This is a genomic window from Fictibacillus phosphorivorans, assembly GCF_001619875.1.
In the GTDB taxonomy this organism is placed as follows: domain Bacteria; phylum Bacillota; class Bacilli; order Bacillales; family Fictibacillaceae; genus Fictibacillus; species Fictibacillus phosphorivorans_B.
The window spans coordinates 449,643-473,723 of sequence record NZ_LRFC01000038.1 but is presented as its reverse complement, the minus strand read 5'-3'; the positions used below and the strand labels follow the sequence as shown (position 1 = coordinate 473,723).

The 24,081-nt window shown below is 34.6% G+C and carries 17 protein-coding genes; 1 reads left to right on the top strand and 16 read right to left on the bottom strand.

All coding sequences use genetic code 11. From position 1 onward, the window contains the following. Positions 1–4 precede the first annotated feature (4 nt). From AWM68_RS18330 to AWM68_RS18250, 16 genes are all read right to left on the bottom strand, one after another. Positions 5–1,648: an ArnT family glycosyltransferase gene (locus AWM68_RS18330; protein WP_066245124.1), complete on the bottom strand. Its 1,644-nt coding sequence runs from the start codon at positions 1,646–1,648 to the stop codon at positions 5–7. A gap of 190 nt (positions 1,649–1,838) precedes the next feature. Then, positions 1,839–2,102, bottom strand: coding sequence for an excalibur calcium-binding domain-containing protein (locus tag AWM68_RS18325; protein ID WP_066245123.1), 264 nt, complete (start codon positions 2,100–2,102; stop codon positions 1,839–1,841). 369 nt (positions 2,103–2,471) lie between these two features. After that, positions 2,472–2,915, bottom strand: coding sequence for a VanZ family protein (locus AWM68_RS18320; RefSeq protein ID WP_066245121.1), 444 nt, complete (start codon positions 2,913–2,915; stop codon positions 2,472–2,474). 974 nt (positions 2,916–3,889) lie between these two features. Further along, complete coding sequence (locus AWM68_RS18310) at positions 3,890–5,203, bottom strand: hypothetical protein (RefSeq protein WP_066245117.1); 1,314 nt, start codon at positions 5,201–5,203, stop codon at positions 3,890–3,892. After that, a complete protein-coding gene (locus AWM68_RS18305) occupies positions 5,200–5,757 on the bottom strand; it encodes a sigma-70 family RNA polymerase sigma factor (RefSeq protein WP_066245114.1) in 558 nt (185 codons plus the stop codon). The genes AWM68_RS18310 and AWM68_RS18305 overlap by 4 nt, the downstream gene beginning before the upstream one ends. 208 nt (positions 5,758–5,965) lie before the next feature. Then, positions 5,966–8,326: an immune inhibitor A domain-containing protein gene (locus AWM68_RS18300; RefSeq protein WP_156488453.1), complete on the bottom strand. Its 2,361-nt coding sequence runs from the start codon at positions 8,324–8,326 to the stop codon at positions 5,966–5,968. A 270-nt stretch (positions 8,327–8,596) separates the two neighbouring features. Further along, positions 8,597–8,935, bottom strand: a complete 339-nt coding sequence (locus AWM68_RS18295) for a hypothetical protein (protein ID WP_066245113.1) — start codon at positions 8,933–8,935, stop codon at positions 8,597–8,599. A gap of 106 nt (positions 8,936–9,041) precedes the next feature. Then, a complete protein-coding gene (locus tag AWM68_RS18290; protein ID WP_066245111.1) occupies positions 9,042–9,488 on the bottom strand; it encodes a PH domain-containing protein in 447 nt (148 codons plus the stop codon). 339 nt (positions 9,489–9,827) lie between these two features. Next, the gene (locus AWM68_RS18285) at positions 9,828–11,444 is read right to left on the bottom strand and encodes an ABC transporter ATP-binding protein (RefSeq protein WP_066245109.1); all 1,617 of its coding nucleotides are present in this window, start codon (positions 11,442–11,444) and stop codon (positions 9,828–9,830) included. 22 nt (positions 11,445–11,466) lie between these two features. Continuing rightward, positions 11,467–12,270, bottom strand: a complete 804-nt coding sequence (locus AWM68_RS18280) for an ABC transporter permease (protein ID WP_066245107.1) — start codon at positions 12,268–12,270, stop codon at positions 11,467–11,469. Continuing rightward, positions 12,267–13,544, bottom strand: a complete 1,278-nt coding sequence (locus AWM68_RS18275) for a nucleotide sugar dehydrogenase (RefSeq protein WP_066245105.1) — start codon at positions 13,542–13,544, stop codon at positions 12,267–12,269. Before AWM68_RS18275 ends, AWM68_RS18280 begins: the two co-directional genes overlap by 4 nt. A gap of 6 nt (positions 13,545–13,550) precedes the next feature. Beyond that, entirely contained in the window at positions 13,551–14,537 is a 987-nt protein-coding gene (locus AWM68_RS18270) for a hypothetical protein (RefSeq protein ID WP_066245103.1), read from the bottom strand. Positions 14,538–14,573: 36 nt separating this feature from the next. Beyond that, positions 14,574–16,427 (bottom strand): heparinase II/III domain-containing protein, encoded by a 1,854-nt coding sequence (locus tag AWM68_RS18265; RefSeq protein WP_066245102.1) that lies wholly within the window; start codon positions 16,425–16,427, stop codon positions 14,574–14,576. 14 nt (positions 16,428–16,441) lie between these two features. Continuing rightward, on the bottom strand, positions 16,442–18,865 hold the full coding sequence (locus tag AWM68_RS18260; protein ID WP_066245100.1) for a CgeB family protein: 2,424 nt from the start codon (positions 18,863–18,865) through the stop codon (positions 16,442–16,444). Beyond that, positions 18,865–19,422 carry a hypothetical protein gene (locus tag AWM68_RS18255; RefSeq protein WP_066245098.1) on the bottom strand — a complete coding sequence of 186 codons (558 nt, stop codon included), beginning with the start codon at positions 19,420–19,422 and terminating at the stop codon, positions 18,865–18,867. Before AWM68_RS18255 ends, AWM68_RS18260 begins: the two co-directional genes overlap by 1 nt. A 3-nt stretch (positions 19,423–19,425) precedes the next feature. Then, positions 19,426–21,366 (bottom strand): methyltransferase domain-containing protein, encoded by a 1,941-nt coding sequence (locus AWM68_RS18250; RefSeq protein WP_066245095.1) that lies wholly within the window; start codon positions 21,364–21,366, stop codon positions 19,426–19,428. A gap of 833 nt (positions 21,367–22,199) precedes the next feature. Between AWM68_RS18250 and AWM68_RS18245 the strand changes: the two genes are divergently transcribed. Next, positions 22,200–23,993: a hypothetical protein gene (locus AWM68_RS18245; RefSeq protein WP_066245092.1), complete on the top strand. Its 1,794-nt coding sequence runs from the start codon at positions 22,200–22,202 to the stop codon at positions 23,991–23,993. The last annotated feature ends 88 nt before the right edge of the window (positions 23,994–24,081 follow it).

The following is a 24,081-nucleotide window of genomic DNA, read 5'->3' as shown; positions in this document are numbered from 1 at the left end:
CTCATTATTTTTTCTGTAACAAATCATAATATTGATTGGTATGAACGATTCTGTACTTTTCTTTTATCAAATTGTTTAATTCATCTTTTTTGTAATAGCGTAGCGGTGTTAAGTTCGCGTCCACTAACACTTTCATTCGAATAACGGTATCGGGCTCCCCGTTTTTCTCTAAATAGTCCGCATGGATATAACGGTTTTTAGAATAATAGAATATCCATATCGTGTTACCTGCAGGTTTAATGTCTGAAAAGAGATACCCAGCTGGAAAGTGGTTATAAAAAAAGATTGTTTTTGAACCTTTAGCGTACAGATTCATATCCTTTCTTAACGTTTCCATGAATTCAGACTTAGTCTTACTTGTAAATAATCCTTTATAAGGACCTGATTCTACTTTGTTCGTTAACGTATTTATATCTTGATCCCGATAGACGCTTTGCTGCTGAAGAAGCAATAAATTTATGATAATAAATAACGGTACAGAAAACGATAGAACGGTTTTAACCGACTTATGACTCTCAGATTGTTGAATAAGGTAAATTATAAGACCCGACAGTGCAAGAAATGCAGGGAAAAGTCCTAGTCCTGAAGCAAGGTAACCGTTACTGCTAGACCATAAATATGTTATTCCTGCAAGTAGTGATGGAAGGAAAATAAGCGTAAACATGCGACGAATGGTTTTGTCTTTCATATGAATGATAAACAGTACAAGCATCAGCATGCTATAATTTGTTACCCAGATCTGAGAATGAACAAATAAAGGTTCTTTTGACTGAAACGGAAAGCTTAAGACTGGTAATAGAACCAAAGACAATAGATACAACATGTTTTTCTTTTTAGCAGTTAAGGCAATGATCAGAAGAACAACAAGCAGTATCCATTTATTAGGTAAATTCGAGTACCATAACCCAATGTGATCCCAAATCTTTTCTGTTCCCCCGCCCTGTTTCCCAACATACCCTAAGTTTTCGATAAAATAGATAACGTTATCTATTCCTGCCATCCACATCATAATCAGGATAGGAATCGCTGCAAGGGTACTTCCTGCAATAAAGAGAAACCAGGTTGAAATGCTGCTTTTCTTAATTAAAAAGCCAAGCAAGATCAATATGTACACGATAAACGGAATAATTAACGTTGGATAAGAAACAACCGCTAATCCAAGTGCAAAACCAGATAAAAGAAAATAAAGAGGCTTACGATTATGATAGATTGCGTAATAGCTTAAGAAGAATCCAATGGTAAGCATCCCTGTACTTAACGTATTGTAGCCGAGCGCCGGGATATTTAGAGGAATAAACGCCAAACATGTGGCCGAAACAAGTATTGCTGCTTGAACAAAAATTACTCTTCTCAACACAAAAAACACAATGCATGAAACCATGATAAAAAAGAGCAAAAATAAATGCCTGTTGTACAAGATTAAGCCTTCCGTTCCGTTGTTCAACATATAAAAGACTTTTATGAATGGATAAAGGATTAGACTCGGAAATGTTAAAAAATTTAGCTCATCTATAAACGGACGAATGCCCAGTACAAATTCATAAGGAATGCCAGAATAAAAAGCTTCATCTGTAAAATCTACACCATAAAATAGGCGTCTATATGTCAATGCTAATGTTGTGATGACTGCTAGAAAGGCAAAAAGCATAGAATACGATCTCATATTGAATTTCATTTCATCATAAAACCTTTCCGAAAAATGGTAGTGTTAGAATCATTTCTCATTATACTAGAACATAAAATAAAAAACCGCATTATCAGCGGTTTCTCTTTATTTTTTCCATTATGCTTATCGCACATACTTTTTTCGGAATTTGTATTCTTCTCTAATCTTTAAACTATCTCTCACACGCAATTAAATCTTTATCACGATCGCTCTTTTTGTTAGCATCATATAGAGCTTTTGATACATACGGCTTATACTTTGTTTTTCCGCCTTTGTTCTTAACATTTGCAGCGCGGGAAACACCGCCTTTATAAGCTTTGTTTAGCTCCGTGCAATTCTTATACGTTTTTACCTTTGGTGTAGCCGCTTCTGTTGGAAACGAAGAAACACCAAGAACCAAACCTGTAGCAAGTACGATTGGCATCATCTTTTTCATTTGTTGCACCCCCTATTATTTACCTTTTTCATTGTAATTCATCAGTTATGATGATACAACCAAATATTAGAAAATTCCGCATAAAAAAACACCCCTTCTCAGGGACGTCGTCTCTACATTTTTTCTCTCAATGACTGTATCTGTTGTTCATGGAAGTCTATTCTTTTGGAGTACTTTTCTCGCAATGTTTTATCTTTACTGCTTTTAAATAGTGTGACGTTATAGTTAAACATTATTCTGTGATACTTCAATCTAAGTTTTAGCAAGGCTGCACCACCAAAAATAAACTTTTCCATGTTATTATCGTTTTTATTACCGTGTTAATAAATAGTAAAATTGTAGAGTTTTCTGACTAGTTCTTTTTAACTATCAAATCATTCTCGTTGCTTTAACACTATTCTTTTTTCTGGTTTTCCCTTTGGAGTTTACCACATATAAAATTAAAAATAGTAATGCTCCAAATGAGTCCAGTATCATATCGTTTATTGAGCTCCCTCTATCCGGCACAAATTGTTGATGAAATTCATCAAGCATACCAGCAAGACTCGCAAGCTCCCAAGCTAATATATATGCATAAAGAGATGATATAAACTTATTCAGGAAAACATATAGTATGATCGCAAAGCTTCCAAATAAAATAACATGAGCTGCTTTCCTAAGCAGACTATTTGTTAGTCCAATGTCCTGATTAAACAAACCTGTTTCTTGTATAAACGTACCTGTTTGTCCACTAGTGAAGTTGGGAGATGCAGTAAAATAATAGATGAACCACATCCAAACAAGAACGAGTATGCCCACAACATACCTCTTCATAACGACACTCCTCTTAGAACGATTCAGGATCCAATCAATTTCACCCAACCCCATACAGAGAGCCAAAGAGGTACACTAAACACTGTCCCCCACACCAATCCAGCAAAAAAGTTCCCTTCTTCTTCCATATCAGCACTCCTGACTGTAAGTAAAGTTACTAACCTACTAATCAGTGTTAACACGAAAATGAATATGCATACTTTTGGTGTGTCTCAGTTTGTTTTTACGGTACGTGTTCTTTTATTTATTACACGTTCGCGCAGGAAAGCTGAAGTTGCGCGCACAACAAGAACACGAGCTCCTCAGAATGACTACTTAAACTTAAAAATCATCATAAAAAATGAAAAGCTGGCATCAAAAAGTCATTTTCTGTACCTTTTGAGTCAGCTTCGTTATTTTTTTTTACGCTTCATTTGGTTGCTTTTATTACTGCTCTGCATCATGGAGTGTTACTTAAATCTAGATGATTACATGAGGATTACAATTCGAACATAAAATATTTAAAAGTAAGCACGAGAATCGTGCTTACTTTATTATAATAGGATCCACATGGTAACAATGACTAGGATGACAATCAGCCATATGGGAAGGGATAATAAGATTCCCCAGAAAAAGATTTTTGCTATTTTCTTCTTTCGTGTAAATGCCATAAGAAACCCTCTATCATATAGGTATAATCGGTACTAGCGTGTACTTATTTTATACGCTTCATGATGTAGAAAGTTTCGGCTAAAGCCCCCTATAAAATGCCTATTTTTTCATTTAAAACAATTCGTTTACATTAATCTGAAAAACGAGAGAACCTTCCCATAGTTCCACGTTCTTTCTATAAAACAAGAAAAGCCTTCTTTCCGAAAAAGAGAAGGCTTTTGCTATTCACACCTTTAATTCGCTTTAATACATTAACGCTAAACACTTTAGCTGAATGATGGGGTCTGACCCGGGGTCAGACCCCAAACAATTTTCTTCTTTCTTTACTCATAATTATAGACGAACGAAGTATCACTCGAGTTAATGGCAGCCATAAACTCATGGTCCGCATCTTTAACTTGAAAGACATACACTTTTGCTCCGCTTACTTGAATTTCTTTTTGAAAAGTCACAGTATTTGTTTGGGTTGAAAGTAGTTTACCAGCTTCTTCTTTCGTTAATCTAAGGTTTGCCCCTTGAAGGATCGACTCTTCCCAATGATCCAATTTCCACACATCATCTTCTTTTGCTAATTTAAATCTCCATTGAGACCCGATATTGCTCATATCTGATGCTGGCTCAATTCCAGAGATTTCGATCATGTCCTCAGTAATAGCATTCACATTAAAACGCACCTCTTGATGAATTCTTGGAAGCATACCACTATCACATTCACAAAAGTATTCAGGCAGGAACGTTTTTAATACATTATTGGAGAAGTTATCCGTTACAAAAGGTTCAAAGTCTGGACCTGCCACTTCATATGTAGCAGGATTGTCCGAATGCCAATTGTTCTTTTTCTGAGATTCTAGCAAGGTTTGTTTAATATCCGCTAAATTACGATTTAATATCTGTTTGGCTTCGCCTTCTGATATAGCTATTGGTACAGGTTCTTCTTTCTTTTCTTCTTCCTTTTCCACTTCTTCTTGATGAGGTACGATTCCTATATCTTCATAGGCTTCATACTTAACCGTATCAATCACAAACGAATGATGTGTTTTATTATCACTTATCGCTTCTACTTTAATTGCATTTTCCAAAGAATCTCTCGCTACTCTTTTAGTTAGATTAAACTCCTTACTTATACTCTTCGTACCACCTGATTCAAATGAAGAATCGTTAGGAGGTTCTATCATGAAAGATTCTGTCCCTGTTGCTTTAACTAAGTCACTATTTAAAAAAGTTATACGGTATTTTAAACGATTTGTTATCGTGCTATCCGAATTGTTAGTAATACGCAAAGAAATCGTTAATTTATTTTCATCTACATTAGACGTATATACTGCAGAGCTGCCTTCACCCGAAACATTTGGAATACTAACTGGAGGCTCTTCAGGTTTCTTTACAACATTCGGCTGTGTATGCTGTACAGGTTCTTTATCAAAGTAGATATACGTTGAAAAGATGATGCCTGTAAAGAGAGCTGCTGTTAGAAATTTTGGCAGAAGTGCATGTGATTTTTTGGAACGAACTTCTGGAACCGATAACTTTCTTATGCGTGTAAGAATTTGCTGTTTATCTTTGTCTGTAAATACCTTCCCTTTTGAAATCCCTTGGTCCATCGTGGTTGAGAGCTTTTTTAATTGTTCTTCCATCATCTTTCACCTCCAAGCTTAGTATATTGTTCTTGAAGTAATTTCCTGGCACGGCTTAGTCTTGTTTTTACGGTAGCTTCTTTTATTGAAAGAAACTCGCTCGTTTCTCGGATTGAAAATTCCTTATAATAGTGGATTAGAATCACTTCTCGGTATTTTAAAGGTAATTGCAAAACCGACTCATATAGAATGCGATCTTCCGTATTTGATATAACATGCAATTCAACCGCATTCTTCCCTGTTTTGGGTTCGCCTTTTAATTTATCCGTCACCTGCATCTTCCGAAAGTGCCAGCTTTTCAAATAATCTTTTGTTTTATTTATAGCAATGGAATAGATCCAGCTGCGTATGTTAGACTCCCCACGAAATGTCTCCAGCTTCGTATACAGCGTTACAAAAACGTCCTGTGTAAGATCTTCTGCTTGAGGCCAATTCTTCACAAAAGAAAAGATCAGACGTTTTATCTCTTCGCCATACATATCCATTAATTTGTTAAACGCATCCTCACGACTGGGTGAGTTACGGTTTATTTTTGCAATCAAATGATCTTCCTCCACATCACACGACCTCCTTGTCGTTCTAATGATAAGACGATGCAGGGGGTGATTGAGTTTCAATATATGGTAATTTTTTTGTTCCTTATTATAGGGAGGAATATTGCTACTTCGAGCCTACTTAACCGTCGGTGTCGGTATCTCTAGAACAAAAAAAAGAAAGCATGAGAACTTTCCCCATGCTTCCTTTTCATATAATTGTTTACACATTTTATTTATAGATTAATACTTTTCCAACCGTACCATCTGCACTTTCACCTGTAACGCGGAATTTCAGTCCGTATTTCGGTACGTTACGGCCAGCATCTACAAGACCTGGATTACTGTAATCTAGGCTATCGTCAAATAATGGAGTGCGTTTAGTAAAGTTGTCTCTCATAGTAAACAACCCTGGATAGTTTAAAAACATTTTTTCTGATTTACCCAGACTAAAGGCTGCATCATGAATTTGGTAACGGGTAGACCCTACAGTACCATCACTCCAGGAAAGAGTATGTTGATCAGCATCTACCACTCCCAGGAAGCCATCACCAGGATGAACACCTGTCCAGTTGTCTCCGTATGCTTCATCTACATACCAAACAACCAGGCCAGGATCGAAGGACATTAAGCTTGCGCCGCGACGGATATGAGCCAACCCTTCATCTACTCCGTTGTGAGATCTCCACTCAAGTAAATAGTAATGCGGTGCGGTATAGGAACCATTGTGAGATTCAAAGCCATCAAGTGTAAAGACCCCTTTCCCTTCAGCTCCATCAAACAGAAAATCTTTGCCATCTGCTTTAACAGAAATGTTATCTACAAACATGCCATTAAGATTAGCAACCCAGTCCGTCATAGAACGGAATTGTAACTGAATTTCTTTTCCAGCATAATTACTCAAATCAATGGATTCATGCAGCCATCCATTACTTGAACCCGTATAGCCGGGGAGATTTGCCTTAATGGCCGGATATCCGCCCTCTACAAGGTCAGAGTTTGTATGAGGAGTTGATAATGACTTCCATGTCGCCCCATTATCTGTAGAAACCTGAACCATACCATAATCCCAGTTCTCTTCTATTTCGTACCATACATCATATTCTAAACTTACATTTTTTGCTGAAGTAAGATTAACGGTTGTAACCATTTTGTGGTCTACTTCATCACCTTTGCCGCCATAGTACTCGTACTGACCTGATGCAGGAGTATTAATAACATTTACCTTGTCAGGAAGATTTACGCGAACAGCATCGTTATTAGTTCCCTTTGTTACAGCTTCATCAAGTAGGACTTCAACACCTTTACTGTTCACTTCTTCTAAAGATATAGAACCATTTTTGAACCAATTACTTCCTGGCATTGATGCTTGTAAAAACTCTTTTGACCATGCACTAAAACCAGTTGGTTCTGTTCCTGGAATATCACCAGCCCAGCTACCACTTGACATGATGGACCAGTAACTTACAGCTTCACCAGCTCCGGAATAAATTGTATCATATTCATCTGGAAGACCTAGTGCATGTCCAAATTCATGCGTGAACACCCCTGCTGCTCCATCTGCCGGTTGGATCGTATAACCGTATGCGGTATACTCAGTACCAGGGATATCATGATAATATGCTTTTCCATCGACGATATCATAGATGCTTGATTTATGCGACCAAATCGCATCTTCTCCTAATTCACCCCCACCAGCTTCTTCTCCTACACTAGAGTGAACAACCATTAATTGATCAATGATTTTGTCTCCATTTAGGTCAAAATCTGCCAGATTAATAGATGGGTCCTTTACAGCTTGAGCTAAAGCTTCTTTAATTAGTTCACCCGGATTAGAATCATTATCATTACTATTGTTACCACCATAATAGGCTGCATCATGTTTTGCCTTATACCAATAAGACGACACTTGACCATCTACAGAGTAACTGCCTCCAGATTGTTCTTCATAAAAGCGTTTCATGGAAATTAATGTTTCACCATTTGGTCCTGCATAACTCTCATCATTAAAGAGCATATCGTTATAGTGTTCTGGCGTATATTCTTCATAGTACATATCCGTATATTTCTCTTCGATGTCTGACGCTTTAAAATCATCAAATTCTATCAAAAGAATGAGTAGATTATCTTTTGATTGTCCACCTTCCCAATTTTCTTCCTTAACGGAATCTACATTCCCTTTTTTAGCTTGTCCAAGTTTATTTCCTTTTCCCTTAGTAACCCCATTCGGGCTAACCTTATTCAAATGGTCAATATGTACATTTTTCTCTTTTTCTGCTTTGGATTTCTTAGCCCCTTCAGCTTTAGTATTTAAATATTTTTTTAAAGCCTGTTCTGCTTGAGCAGGACTAGCACCAGCCTCAATCTTTCCTTCTCTTTTAAGCATAACTATTAATCTCTCATCGTTCGCAATACCTAGATCAAAAGTAGAATCATGATGACCATGATTTGCCACACTCTTACTCTTCACCTCACTAAGTACACTCTTCACATCAACTGTTTGAGCCGTTGACACAGCAGGAAACCCTGTTAATGTACTAAAGCTTAACAGAGTGGCTAATGCTACAGACGTAGCTATCCTTTGGTTAACCAAACTAAATACCCCCTAAACGTATTTGGAATAATAGATACATATTCCTATATTTTATATTCTTTAAAGAGAACGCGTTACCTGCTCATTATAATAATGTAAGAAAATTGAAATATTATAATACTTTTGTAACGGGTAGCAAAGAAAGCAAAAACTCTACCTAATAATTAGGCAGAGCAATGTGATCTTTCTATATAGTAAAAGGAGTAATCGGGCACTTATTCTGATACAAACTCGTCAGAACTCTTATTTGTTCCTTATAGTCACCTTACCTTACTTTAAGAATCCATTATAAGAGTGCCTCGTGTTACATCGGTTTGGCACCACTGACGAATCTTTTCTAGGTTTTGTTTGGTATAAATGTTGATCTTTAATTGCATAAGCTTCTTTTATAAACGCTCCTGCAAGTAAATTATCCAGATACGGAAGACGCTGTTCAATGGCTCCAATACTTCTATCTCTAAGGGCAGGTGTATTATTATAAAGCTTTTCAGAAAAGCTTCTTGTTAACTTTCTGGCTATATTTGATTCATATCCTTCAATCGTACTGCGATATTGAGGTATCGCTTCAATTAAATAAACCTGTTGTTCAATAGTCCAGGGACGTGACACGTAACATCTCCTTTACTTCAACCTGTCAAAATTACTACCTTAGCTTCTCTCTTGTGATGGGAGTAATAATCATCATTCAAATTTTTTTACATTGATACTCTTGAATTCAACTAACTTGCATTTTTATTAATTTAAAGATATCATCAAAATCTTTTTGAGGAATATGAGTGATCTTATTTTTCTTACTTCCAAATAAACCAGGTTTTTTTAATTCTATTACAGTTGCAGTTATACCAAAAGCTTTAAGAATATCATAATCAATTTCTGTATAATCTGTGTACTTAAGTTCATGTGCTTTTACTTTTCCAAATGGCTTTACCTCTGCTAATACCGCTTTTGTATCGGTGATAAATAAGTAACCAAATGTGGTTCCGCTGAAGGCACCTGTAGACAGAAAATAAACCTTTTCAGAAGTAAGGTTTTTTCTTACAACATCTAAAGCCTTTATGAATTGCTGCCGCGATGTTTTAGGCATTTTTTCTGCTTCAGTACGAAGCCCATCATATGTTGAGTATTCTCCTAAAATTGTAATTTCTATATTAATTTTATTCATGAAAAAATTCCTTTCAAATTATTATTCAAGATCTTATTTTCAAGAAAAATAGATTATAACGTCTTTGTCATCCTGCTAGATTTCATACTTCTTTTATCGACCTTAATATAACAAAATCAATACTTTACTAAACGGATTAAGGAAAAATGCTTGGTATTAAAAAAACACCAAAACCCCAAGAGGCTTCGGTGTTTGTCATTCTTAATTAACTTTATCACTATCTTTTGAACTTCTATCATACATATTATGCTTCTCTGGCACTCTTAATTACGCACAATGTCTAACCAGAAAAAACAACAACGTATAAACTACTCACTTGTTGTTACCTAATCAAATATATTAACTAAGCTTTTTAAAAGTAATTGTTTTTTCGTTAAAGTCTAAATATACCTCGTAATCTTTCATCAAAAAATAAAATAGTGATTGATTATTAGATTTTAAGAGCGCAAGTTCACTTATAGCGTTTATATCTTGAGTTTCTTCTACATTGGTAGTAATGATTGTATCAACCGTTCCACTCTCGTTAAATCGATAGATAAAATTATCGTAGCCGTAGTGCAATTGCTTAAGACCGTCTTTTGTTGTGGTTTCCTCTGTTAATCCTCTTAATTTCTCTTTTACTTCATCATAGTTACTTCCTATTTGAGAAAAGAAAAATTCATATGATGTATCAAAAGTTTCTGGAGTCAGCGGAAAAAAATCAGAAAAAGCAGCCAACTGATTTGGTTTTTCATTATCGGTTATAGCAATGTTTTTCTTTTCTGTATATCCAGTAACTTCATCATATTTAACCTTAAAAAGATTATTATACTGCTCTTCAACAAAAACAGAGTCGGTGAATTTAAGCTCGCCAATCTTTTCAGATTTTTTATTATCCTTATAAACGAATGCTGACGCTTCTTGAACCTGACCTATATGATTAATCTCTTTTTGGATTAGTATTTTCTTTTTGGGTGCCTCTTCTTTACTTCCTTGTTTTACTAAAAGATCGTTTACTAACGCCTGTACATTTCCATTGGAAAGCATTAGAGACGCTGCAGACACTACTAAAATAAACAACGTAGCAATTTGTAAGGAAGTTAGGAAACTGCCCCACTTCTTTGTTTTACTCATTTTTCGTTTTGATTTTTGTGTGTACATCCTTGAACTAGACATATCGGGTTGTTTCGTTTGCTGCTTATGAAGATTCTCTTCTTTATAACGTTTTTTCTCTTTATCATCTAAAGCATTAAACCATTTAATGAACGACTTGTAATTTTTAATTACTTCTCGGGTTTCATTAAATTCTCTTACCTCACCAAAATGCATCCAGAGTACTTTATCACAAAATGATTGAATTTGAGAGGTCGAATGACTGATAAAAAAGATGGTCTTTCCTTGCTGTTTAAATTCATCCATTTTTTTTAGACATTTATCGTAAAATGTCTGGTCACCAACGGAAAGCGCTTCGTCAACGATTAAAATATCTGGATTGGTATGAACAGAAATAGCAAATCCTAACCTTGACTTCATGCCACTCGAATAGTTCTTTACTGGTTGATTGATAAAGCTTCCAATATCAGCAAAATCAATAATTGCAGAAATGACTTCCTCGATCTCACTTTTCTTCATTCCGTGCATGAGACACTTTAATTGGATATTTTCCATACCAGAAAGTTGATTGTTTAACCCTGCAGAAATCGCAATAAGTGATGGCTCTCCATTCATTCGCATTTCACCAGAAGTTGGCGGAACAACTTGTGCTAATAAGTTAGAAAGTGTCGATTTCCCAGAACCATTTATGCCAATAATACCAATTGTTTCACCTTTATTTGCTTCGAATGAAATGTTGCGCACAGCAAAAAAGCTTCGATCTTTCTTCTTTTTAAAGGAAAAAAGTTCCATCAATTTATCCGAGTTCTTACGGTATAGGCTATATTTTTTAGAAATGTTTTGCAGTTTTACTATGGGCTCCATTAAATAAGCCTCCAGATTCTAATTACAAATAATCAATAAATTTACTTCTTAATTTCAAATGTAAGATGGATCCTATTAATAAGATGAGTAAAGTAACAAACCAGAAATAACTCATATATAGGATGTCTTCATAAAACCAAGTTTCATATAAGAAAGTGTTCCTAAACCCTTCAATTAAATAATACAAGGGATTTAGCATAAGGATCTTTTGGATATTATCCGGCAGCCGATTAATGTCCCAAAGGATAGGAAGCAAAAACATAATCATTCTCATAAACGATTGCAATACATTTTGAAAATCTCTGATTATAACAGAGACTGTTGAGAATAACAAAGTAATGGCCAACAAAAACATAAAAGTACAGAATAGATAATATGGTAACTGAAAGAAAAAAACAGTCGGTACAAATCCATTAAGAAACATGATCAATACCATGATTGCCAAGAGAACCAGGAAATTCAAACTATTGCTGATTATTGTAATGGTAGGCAACAGGCTGACTGGAAATTTCATTTTAGATACCAGATTAACCTTTGAATATATACTATTTGACCCCTGGACAATAGTGGGGCTGATGAAAAACCAAGGAATCAGTCCCACTAAAAGCCATATTAAATAAGGAACACCATCAACAGGGTTTCTAGCTCTAATACCTAAACCAAATACTACCCAGTAAACAAGAACCTGTACAGCTGGATTTAAGAATTGCCAGAAAACCCCCAGGTAATGCATTTGATATTTGCTTTTCATATCATAGGATGCCAGCCTGAATATCAAATAAAGATTACTTAATTGCTCCTTCAAGATTTGTAAAACAAACCTCATACAAGGGCAACTTCTTTCTTAACATGAGCATATAAGTTTCCGTAGTTGATATAGTTAAATTCCTCATTACGATTTGACACAATATTTTTCGTGTCAAAAATTTGTTTGTTTTTCATACCATCTAATTTTGACCAATCCATATATTTAAACTCATTGTGATCTGTAAGAACTAAAATTAGATCAGAGTTATTAACCGCTTCTTCTAAATCCTCTGTCACAAAATCAGCTTGTACGTGAGGGTCGTATGCTCTCACTTCATACATCTCATTTCCTTTTAGCATTTCATAAATTTCCATCGCAGGACTTTCACGAATGTCATCTACATTGCCTTTATAGGTTAAACCAAACACTGTAACCACTTTACCATTGGTTTTTTCCAACATTGCTTCCGCGTTTTGCACAACGTATTCCGGCATAGATGTATTAATCTCACGAGATAGATTAATAAGTTTTGCTGTTTCAGGTGCCTTTGCAACGATAAAATAAGGGTCTACAGCAAGACAGTGCCCACCTACTCCTGGACCAGGTGTATGCAAGTTAACACGCGGATGCTTGTTTGCCATTTGAATAACTTCTAACGAATCGATTTCCAGTTCATTACACACTTTCGCCAACTCGTTTGCTAATGCAATGTTTACGTCACGGAACGTATTTTCCATTAGTTTAGACATTTCAGCTGTTTTAGCATTTGTCTTGATGATTTCACCTTGAACAAAAGTACTGTACACCATAACTCCAGCTTCTGTACATTCTGGCGTAATTCCACCAACAATACGGTTGTTATGAATAAGTTCATGCATGATCTGTCCAGGTAGTACGCGTTCAGGACAGTGTACTAGGAAAATATCTTTCCCGACAACAAATCCAGCTTTTTCAACCAAAGGTTTCACATGGTCGTCCATGCTTCTTGGCGCGATTGTTGATTCAACGATTAATACGTTTCCATGCTCTAGGTAAGGAATTGTCTTTTCTACTGCACTCAATACATATGAAAGATCACATGATTTATAAGTGTCATTATGGTTCGGAGTTGGAACAGAAATGATAAATGCGTTTGCATCCTCAGGTGCTAATGCTGCACGGAAAGTCCCTTTTTCAATTACTTGCTCCAAAGCTTCCTGCAGACCTGGCTCTTCAATATGGATCTTCCCCGAATTTAATGATTCAATAACCTCAGGCTTAATATCGACTCCTACTACTTCCACATCATGTAAAGCAAACATAATAGACGTTGGTAAACCAATATATCCTAGACCGATTGTACAGATTTTCATTTTTCATTACCTCGCAATTTCAATTTTTTTTACTAACTGTTCCATTTTCGTTCTAAAAAACTTAGGGAAATAAATTGCCAATTCTTCATGTGTGTTATATTCCTGAGCATCAAGCGATACATTGTTAATCTGCAGTTTTTTCGCCATATCTAAGAACGGGACTACATGTTCTTCATAATGAGGTTCTCCTACCCCAATATGAATAACCGTTTGTGGATATGGTTTTTTGGCATTCTTCAAATTTTCAACCATTAATTTATTTGCCCATTCTTTTGATTCTGGAGTATTTTCACCAGCTAAATACTTTAAAATTGGTGGTCTAATTGATTTTTCAGACTGATGGCCCAAATAATCTCCTAATAGAATTTGTGGGCCTCCAGACAAAATATGACCGCAACCAAATTTATAACCATGATAAAGTGATGCAAATCCGCCTTTACTGGACCCTGCAAAAATTACATTTTCTTTTTTTATTTGAAGATTGTTCACAAATGACGTTATAAGTTCTTGTGTAGCTTCTGAAATATCAAATGATTTGTTCTTACCCAAATAATAAGAACTTCTTGTAGCAGCGTCATCACCGTAATCATCTTTAATAAACAATTTATTAATAGGTAAATCTTTAAGCGTTTTAATATAGTTATAGGAAGGGTTCTGGTTAATTGCTTGAAACACTACTACTAATTGATCACTGCCTTCAGATTTATAAAATAAATATTTTATTCCTTTATCCGTTTTAGATTCTGGCAAGAGCTTTTTATACTTTCCATAATCGATCCATTTATTTTCAGATTTCACTTGATATTTATATTTATAATTTAAATGTTCTTGTAAACTAGTTAGCGGTACTGTTGCTTTTTCTTTAGGTGCTAACTCTTTAATAAAAGCAAACTTTTCTTCTTCATTATCATAAATTACAAGTCTAGTATTACTCTCTAGTTCTAGTTCCTCAAATGGATTAAATACGTAATGATCAATTAAATTAACACCCATAAATTGAACACTCCCTTAATTTACTTTCATTTACTTTCACTTAATTCCTTGAAAAAATGTTGATTCATTTTTTGTAATTGATTCTAACAAATTAACGTTTTTAAATACTTTTTTAGAATTGAAATACTTACCATTAATTTGTATGTGCTCAAAGAAATCTGTCAGTGTCGTTTCTATATTAAAATTCTTCCATTTAAACCTAATGACATCATCTTCCCAAGAAAAATTCTGTACATGGTTGTCTTCTTTTAAGCGAATATGAGTAGCGAATTTAATCACATTTCCAGAGGCAGACTTTGATAATAAATCATTAGCTTTTAGTTCACCATAAAACGCAGATGACCATCCTTTTAGTGGAGACATTTCACCCCGATACTTTTTGAAAGGATTATGATCACTTAATAAATCCTGGAATAGAAGGGCTGGCGTATTTTCCAAATAAGCAACAGTCTCATTGTTTTGATTGAGTGATATAAGTTCCGGACTTAGATTGAAAATAAGCTCTGCTGAGGTAGCCTCATCACCTTTTATTAGATCTAATACAATTAAATCATTTGGTTTTAAATAGAAAACTATTCTTCTATGAACTACACCTTTCATCAATGCATGAAATCCAGAAGAGTATCCGATATTTTTTGTTGCTAGAAAACTTAAAATACCGCTTTTATTAATGTTCAATCTAGAAAGATCTGTCTCACTTTTATTGAGCCTAACCGTGTTGTGTCCATAAGCTGAGGTAACATAATGACGTTCAGGACGGTCATATTGATAAGTGAATTTCCCGCAATCTATTAAAAGAGGAATCCCATGTCCATATAACGCGATAGAGAGATCATCATGGTGTTTATGTACCCGTGAGTGAAATGCACTATAGAACGTAAGCTGCGTAGTGCTGTTATCATTTTCCCAGTTATTTCGGAAAAAAGCATAGCCTCCATCCGTATAGAACTCATCTAACGGGAACTCAATTTCAGTCGTTTCCTGTTTTTTAATTGACCTTAAAGCTTGAAGTAGTTCTTCTGGCAACACATTCCAATAATCTTTATCTAGATCGTAGCTTTGAAGTTCACTGTCACCGAGTGTAGGAAAGTTTCCGTCTGGCTGTAGTGTATAAATAAAGAACTTAATAATTTTCACAATTCTTTCTAAAAGCTTGCCGCTCTCACGTTCATTTGAAAGATGCAATATTTTATAGAAGTTCAACAATCTTTCTGCTAACAAGTAAATATAGTGGGGAGAATGTTCAAGGTACGATCCATCCTCCGCAAAGATATTACTTACTTGATCTAAAAATCTAGTTAATGCAAGCTTCTTATATTCAACGCTTTTCTTACTACTTATTACTGTGCTTGCAATGTATAAACATATATCTTGATCCATTCCATGATTATGCTTTGGCATATAGAATTTAGGGTCTGCTAACTTCTCCATATGTTTTTCAGCAATTAAGGACAGTTTCTCTAATTTATCTTCATCTCTTTTTTCTTCAATTAAAACTAGGTACAACTTAACAATGTGCAGCAAACGTAGTGCTGTGGAATGATCATGCCAACCCATAATAGATAATGAGTTTGGATAATTTGCTTCATACCACTTTTCAATAATAGAGAAAGCAAGTTCAAGTTTATCCTTGTTTTTGTCTACATAATAGGAATCTATTAAATACGCTACACTTACAAGACAATGATGCCAAAAGAGCCAGCTTCTATCATGAGCTTCAGATGTCCAAAGTTCATCATCCTCTAAATGAACGCTTGTATATCTGCCACTGACCATGTAGATATTATTTTTATAATCTTCATATATGCTTTCAAGCTTATTGGGATTGCTTACCTTGCTATGAACTATCAATAGGTCTTCAGATTTAATTGAAGCAACATTTGTAACCATTTATTAATCCTCTCTTATTCAGTTGTTATAGATAAAATCCTTGCCCCTCTGGATAAAAGCTTGTTCAAGTCTGAGGAACCTGTAAGTATATCGATTGATTCTTTTAATGAATAAATTGCTAATAAATCAGGACTAACCATGGCATTGTTCATATCCACAGAAGTTACTTGCTCGAACTTTAGGGAGTCCCCATTTGTTACACCGACAACTTCCCAATTTGCATATTTGGTAGCTAATGCTAGATCTAAAAGATGATTTTTATTGTATTTCACATTTGGCGACATTACCGCAACATACTCATTACCTGCTAAATCAATAATATTAGAATAAGTTTGCAGAAGTGCTTCATTCGTAAATACTTTAATAGCCGGATCGTCCGCCTGGAAATCACTATCTGTGATCAAAAATAATCTTGTGTTTGTAAACGATTGTTCCTTAAATGCTGAAACAATACTTTGCGCTTCGTGTGCAGAATCAGCTCTGCCGATAACCGTTAAATATTGTTCTTTTGATTCAAAGTTTAATCCAAGTACATTTACGATCTCTTCTAGCCTCTTAGCGTATGTGTGATTTTGGAGAACTCTTCTAATTCCCTCAACCGCAATTCTTCTATATTCTTTTTCATCATTAAACAGACGTTTAAATGCCTCAGCGATTTCGTTTTCATTTTCAGAGACGCAGATTAAGTCACCAAACAGCTTTTCTACACCTTCAGAAACATTGCTGATGATTGGGGTTCCGCAAGCTAATCCTTCATACACGCGGCGGGCAAACATTGTAGGTGAATATTTTACAGTGTTAATGTTAATCATTACCCTGAAGCCCTTATATGCCTTATCAATCTCATAGTATTTTAATGACCCTCTAATAAATGGTTCTAGATGTTCTGGGAACCGATTATTAGGCAGTAAACCTTGCTTGACCTTTTCATAATTTCTATCATAAATAGCTAATCCATAAGGTAAAGCATTATTGAAAATGCGAAGCATATCAGCGGAACGCTCTTCATGCTTCGAATAATAAGAACCTGCAAAACTTGCTGCATCTTCTCTTTCACCAATGGTAATTGGATTGTGAATGGCAGGCTGAGCTGCAAACTGAAGGCACTGGACACGTTCATGTCCGCAAGCCTCTTTATATACAGGAACCATATTGGAATCCGTGGTAAAAACATAATCAAAATACTTTGCTGTTTCTATGAATTGATTATAGTGAACTGGATCTTCTTTGTTCCAGAAAGCTGTAGGGATATTTTGCTCTTTACACCAGCTGATCAGCTCTTTTAGTTCTGATATGGATTGTTCATTTGTGAATTGAACCTTTTTTGTCCAAGCCCCTCCATTACCACGCCAAGCAGATTCAACTAATAAAAGATCTGGCATTTCATCAGTCAGCACTGTTTTCCAATTATCAGGAGTAAAACTGATAACATTACACTCTTTAGAAAAACACTGTGATGTGAACTCATCAAAAATCGCTGCTATTTTCACCTTAGACAAATCTTTTTTAGGTGTTAATCCAAGAGAGTTGACTTCTTTAGGGCTCAGCCACTGCATATGACCGCCAGTTTGTACAATTGGATACTCTTCAATTTTAAATTCACTGAAAGTCGCCTGAATTGTTCCGATAATGGTAAAAGCAAGACGACATTGAGTAGTTTGCGGCTGGAACTTCACTACATTTGTTTTGTTAAGTTCAAGCGAAATAATCTCAATCTTTTCTGTTTCTGAGTAACCAATAACGATTGGTGTAATGCTTCCACTTCCATTTACTTCTGCTATTGGTGTTATTTCATACGTGCAGTCCGTATTAATATTAAAGATACTTTCTTTTGGCACTTTACTAAAACTATTATTAGTAGATTTATATGAGACGTATACTTTCTTCCCAGCAGATTCACCTGATGAAATGGTTAGTCCTACATCATTTGTGCTCACTTCAATTTGAGCAGATTTTGGTACAAAGTATTGGTTCTTGTCCAGCTCTATTTCAGTAACAAATGATGGTTGTTTAGCCACTTCCGACATTCCAATCTCAAGCTGAGATAACGTGCCGTTACCATATAACCTTACAAAAAAGCGAACATCTATTGTTTCAGTATTAAATTTAAGCAGTTCTTCTGTGTAAAAAGGTATACATTTGACATCAACTGGCTCATCACTTGAATATTCCATAACAATTAAATCTGCTTTAACATCCGAGTCTTTTATTGCACCAAAGTTAACTTTATAATGACTGTCACTATTTACTTTAAAATGATGCTTTCGCCCCTCTGCCACCTGGAAAATAGGTGTCGTTGAATACAGAGATACATAAGCATAACGTTTGTTAGGCAGAGCAATCGTTATTTCGTCTGGCATGGCCGATATATAGGTTTGATCCGCTCCGAATACTTGAAAATCTTCAGGGTTAGGAGAAATCATAACCTCGTAATCCATTATTTTTTTTCCTCAGTTAATAGGAGTTCAGTATGGATATTATTTGATACTGTTTGAAAACCCTGAATGATTTCGTTTCCAAGTGACAAACGATTTAAAGAAAACTTTCCTTTTCCTTTAAATTTTATCGCCACTCTAATCCCACTTGTCCCATTCAAGTCAAGAACCTTTTGCTCATTAAGTTTTATTTGGGATATTTTAGTTTTTTTATTATTCTTATACTCGATTATAAACAATACAGCTTCAAGTGAATTTGTCACTGTTCCCTCAAAATGAATAAGCGTCTCACCTTGATACGGAAGTGAGTACTTAGGGGCTGCTGAAAAAACCAAATTATTTTCAAGATATGAAAAGTAAATGTGTCCATCATCAGGTATATTAAAATTTAATCTATCATTACTAGCAGAAGTGTAAAATTGACTCTCATAGCTCCACCAGTTACTTTTACCGACTCTTATAACCGGCTTTACTAGTTCTCTTTTTTTTAAATCTGAAATTAATTCAATTTTTTTACTCTTAACTTCTTCCAATTTTTTTTGCAACAGTTCAAGATTCAAACCTTACACTCCCTTTGTTGCTTTTCTTTTTAACTCCCAATACTTAACGGTCATTTTGCCCATTTTGGAATTCCTTAGGGAGTTATATTTCTGTTCTAGCTGCGTGTTTTTGGTTTTGGCTGTTATTAATTCTTTTAATAATTTTTCTTTTTCATTTAATTCTTCTATTCGTTCTTTGTCCATTGTTCCAGTCAGGTATTCACGATCTGCCAATATAGCTTGGTAATCGTCTGTCAGGCGGCTTATCTGATCATTTAATGCATGAATATTTGAATTCTTGTCTGCTAGATCTTTTGCTAATTTTTCTTCAGCAATCTTTAATTTATCTGTTAGCAGATGGCTCTGTTCTAGTTCTTTAGTCAAACGCTCCACATCACTTTCTAAGTGCTGTTTGACAGTAATAAATTCTTCATTTTGGGATTGGTATTGTTCTTTTAGCCGGTTAATAATCTGTTCTTTTTCTTTCAAAGATTCTTCAGCTAGCACCTTTTGATGAACAGCTTTACTCTTAAATTCAACATATTCCGTTAAGACCTGTTGTTTTTCTATCTCAACTGATTTTATTTCCTCTTTCATAGTGGCAAGGGTTAATTCTTTTTGCCGTTCAAACTCAATGACTATTTGTTGCTTCTCGTTTTCAAGACTTCCTTTTTCGTCCTTTAATGTTTTAAGTGATTCTGTGAATTCTTGAATCGTTTGAGTTTGCTGTAACAGTTTTTCTTTTAGTTTTTGGTTTTCTAAATCAAGAGTTTCTTTCTCTTTTGTTAGAACGTTATTTTTTGAAGCTAAATGATTTAACTTTGTTTCCATGGTTATTTTTTCAACATGTAACTCACTTTTTAGCTTATCAATCTCTTCTCGTTGTTTAATAAGAAGACTTTCAAGTTTACCTTGAAGATTTGTATTGTCTTCTTTAAGAGATCGTACCAATACTTTCTTCTCATCTAGTTCGTTTACAAGCGCTTGACGATTTTTACTACTTTCTTCCTTTAAAACTCTCAAAGTTTCATGAAGTTTATGGTTTTCATCTAGGAGTTCTTTTTTTATTTGTTGAAACGTTTCTAAATGTAGGTTAGATGTTTTTTCTAAATCAACTTCCCTTTTATCTGTATATTTTTCATGAATCTCAATTGTTTTGTTTAACGTATCAATTTGTGAAAGAAGCTTATATCTTTCTTGTTTATATTTTTCCTTTTCTGTTAGAAGGTTTTCGTTTTTACTTTGAAGTTCATCGTACTTCAATTCATTATATTTAATCATTTTTTTCTGTATTTCAGTTTGAGTAACCAGTTCTCTTTCAATTTCGTAAAACGCTTGTTCTGCTCTCTCTATAATAGATGGATCTAACGCAAAATTATTTTCGTGTTTTTTCAGCTTGCTGCTTCTCTTCCCTGAAATCCCAATCCATTTGCCGAAGAATTCAATTTCTTCCAATTCAAAGTAAGGAAATATTTCAGATAAAATTTCTATCACATATAAGGTTCTTTTATAATCGGTAGAATCGTTTATTCCAAAGGGGACAGTAATAATAATTGTTCCATCTTCATTTAAAAGATTATGTGTTTTTTCCAAAAAAGCTTTTGAAGAAATTAAATGTTCTAATACATCAGTGATAATAATTGTGTCGCACTTCTCTTTTAACTCCGCCTGCAAGAAGTTTGCAGCAATAAACTTAACGTTTTCTTGTGTTTCTTTCATTTCTGCATTAAGAGCCTTCTTAGCATTTTCAGTTGCATTAGTTGCAACATCATTTATACCTAATACTTTTTTGCCCTCTCTGCCTAGAAGAATTGAAACAATACCCTTGTTGCAACCCACATCTAATATATTTTGGCCTGTTGTTTTTTTAACAATCCATTGTATCTTTTTACGGGACTCAATTGCCATCCTGCTCTCAAGTACACCACAATATGCTTCTGAAACTTTATCTAAATACTGTTCCATTACATGTCCTCCACTCAACTTCTTTAAGCTGTAAGCTTAATTTCTTGGTTCCTACATATTGCAAATACATTATGTATTTATCATGTTTTTATTTTTCAAATATAATAATCTCTCAATTTGATATATTCAGAGACCTATTTAGGTCAACCTTATTTATATTTGTTTGTTAGTGATAGTATCTTCTATAGTTAAGATATATGTTTCCATCTCTTTTTCTAAACAACCTACATTGAATTGATTATTAACCTTTTTCTATCATGGTATTTATAAACCAATACATCATAGTATTATAGCAGTAAAATTGTAATAAAAAAACATTTTTTAAATGTTTTTGTAAAAAACCTGTAAATTTTTGTTTTGATTTGTATTATTATGTAAAAACGTGTTTAACGCTCAATATTTATTGATAGTATGCTTGGACTATTTTCCAATTTTAATTAATATCTATACTAGACAAAAAGCACCTCGCCACCAACGGTAAGATACTTTTTTCACCTAAAATTATCCTATGATGAACATTTATCTTCTAACTCTCTACTAATAACATCATATTTCTCGTGTGGACGGGAAGAGCAGCAAAGCTGGACCCCTCCTTTAAGATCATGATTTAAGAAATTGTTCCAACCGCTAAAATGATAAAGGTAGTTCAGATATATAGAGTAGAGAACCTTTTTCGGATCACTATTTATCAAGATGTCACCTAGCTAGTTCTCATGGACAAATCAGTACTTTGCTAAGTGCAAAAACAATAACCAATTAATAGACAATTTTCCCTGCCTTTTACTATTTTATGATAAAATAATATAAAAATCGTTAAAAAAGAGGGTATACTTGTGATGCAATTATTTTTGGCTTATAAATTTTTTAAAGAAGTAAGTGCTGATGAATTAAATGAACGGAAAGACCGGGTAGAGAACTATTACTTTTCGTCATTAGAAAACGAAAGATTGCAATACAACCACTCTGCTTGCAGTAATATTGGTCTGTTTTTTTGGCAACCTGAAAACAAAAAATATAAATTTCCAGCCTGGCAGGAAGATAATGAATATGTATCTTGCTTTACTTATGCTCCTAAAGGGTGGGAGCAAACTTTACATTCGCCAGTTGACATTAATGAGGCTCCGTTACTTTTTACAAGGAGAATAAAGCAGGATCCTTCGTTAATGAGTTTACTGACTCCGCCTTTAATTTTTTGTTACCTTGATAAAACGAATAGTAGTATTAAGATTTATAACGATAGCCTTGGGATGGGGAAGCTATATGAACTTCAAACGGATGAAGGGGTAGTTTATTCTAACAAACTTGCAGCCCTTTACCTTTTCATGAATAAGAAAGCAGAAATGGACACGTATGCTTGGCAAATATTTTCAAGTGCAGGTTGGTTAATGGGGGATACGAGTCCCATTAAAGGATCGGTCCGAGTTAAGCCAAGTATGGAAATTACTTTAAATAATGAAATGAATGTACCGAAAGTTTTGAAACAAATAGGTGGTTTATCCTTATGGGTGTCACCAAGAAAATTAGATAGACATTCATTTGAAGAAGGAATTACTAATATCTTAGAGTCAACCCGGTCCTTCTTCCGGATGTTTGATTTCCCAGTCAATTCTTTGTTATCAGGTGGAAAAGATTCCAGGGTTTCATCAGCAATATTAATTAAATCGGGAGTTCATTCTACATTCACAACATTTGGCCCGATTCAAGGAGAAATAGAAACAGCACAAAAGTTAATGAACTTAGTGGGTTTAGATGATAGACATATAGTGAACGACCGAAAAAGTGAAAAAGCTAGTGAAAATCCAGTGGATTTGAAAGAAAGGTTAAATTTATTGCATTTTGCATATGATGGAGACTACCCACCAGTAAGGCAAAGTGGAAGGGTTAGCGTTAACCAGTTATATAATATTATTAGTGCATCGTGTGTGGGAGCTGGGGGCGAAATCGCAACAGCAAATTACTATGGAAATGATAGTATTTATCAAAGTATTATCAAAAAAGGGGATGATGGCCCTCGTTGGAGACTATCCAGGTACCTAACAAGCTCAGCCGGGAATGAAGAAATAGCTGAAAGTGTAAATAAAGAAGTTTGGGCGTTATTTGAGGAGGCTAAGCAATTAGGAATCCAAGGATTAAATGCAATGGACTATTTTTACTTAAAAGAAAGATTAAGACGTTGGGCTCCTATTAGCGGAGCCATGAACAATTTTACACCTTTTGCTACACCTGGGTTTATTCGATTAGCATTTGACCAAACTCCAGATGAAAAAAGAAATTATAAACTCCACAGAAACATACTGGAGACGTTAATTCCTCAATGGTCAGAGGTGCCTTTTTATAAAGACAATATAATAAAAACAGGTATCGATGAAAAGGCAGCTAATAACATGAGGATTTGGCAAAACGAGGATAAAGAGTATGTTAATGATATCATTAATAATAGAGATATTTGGAAGAGTTTCTTTAATGAAATGGAAATAAGGGATTTATGGGGAAGAGCAATATCTGGGGAATCGTTATATCCTCGTTATGAAGCCACTTTTCAAAGAATAGCCTGGATTTGTTCATATGAAGATCATCTTAAAAATTTAAATAATAAAATTAGTATAAATGATTATATTAATAGTTAATCATATTTCTTTAGATGTATTTACTAAATAATGCAAATGTAGGTAAGGAAATGGAAATAATAAGCTCTCTATAACTGAAGAAGATTTC

Coding starts and splice junctions, on each gene's coding strand:
- AWM68_RS18330 (WP_066245124.1), bottom strand. CDS start 1,648: ATGCTTTTTGCCTTTCTAGCAGTCATCACAACATTAGCATTGACATAT.
- AWM68_RS18325 (WP_066245123.1), bottom strand. CDS start 2,102: ATGAAAAAGATGATGCCAATCGTACTTGCTACAGGTTTGGTTCTTGGT.
- AWM68_RS18320 (WP_066245121.1), bottom strand. CDS start 2,915: ATGAAGAGGTATGTTGTGGGCATACTCGTTCTTGTTTGGATGTGGTTC.
- AWM68_RS18310 (WP_066245117.1), bottom strand. CDS start 5,203: ATGATGGAAGAACAATTAAAAAAGCTCTCAACCACGATGGACCAAGGG.
- AWM68_RS18290 (WP_066245111.1), bottom strand. CDS start 9,488: ATGAATAAAATTAATATAGAAATTACAATTTTAGGAGAATACTCAACA.
- AWM68_RS18285 (WP_066245109.1), bottom strand. CDS start 11,444: ATGGAGCCCATAGTAAAACTGCAAAACATTTCTAAAAAATATAGCCTA.
- AWM68_RS18280 (WP_066245107.1), bottom strand. CDS start 12,270: ATGAGGTTTGTTTTACAAATCTTGAAGGAGCAATTAAGTAATCTTTAT.
- AWM68_RS18275 (WP_066245105.1), bottom strand. CDS start 13,544: ATGAAAATCTGTACAATCGGTCTAGGATATATTGGTTTACCAACGTCT.
- AWM68_RS18270 (WP_066245103.1), bottom strand. CDS start 14,537: ATGGGTGTTAATTTAATTGATCATTACGTATTTAATCCATTTGAGGAA.
- AWM68_RS18265 (WP_066245102.1), bottom strand. CDS start 16,427: ATGGTTACAAATGTTGCTTCAATTAAATCTGAAGACCTATTGATAGTT.
- AWM68_RS18260 (WP_066245100.1), bottom strand. CDS start 18,865: ATGGATTACGAGGTTATGATTTCTCCTAACCCTGAAGATTTTCAAGTA.
- AWM68_RS18250 (WP_066245095.1), bottom strand. CDS start 21,366: ATGGAACAGTATTTAGATAAAGTTTCAGAAGCATATTGTGGTGTACTT.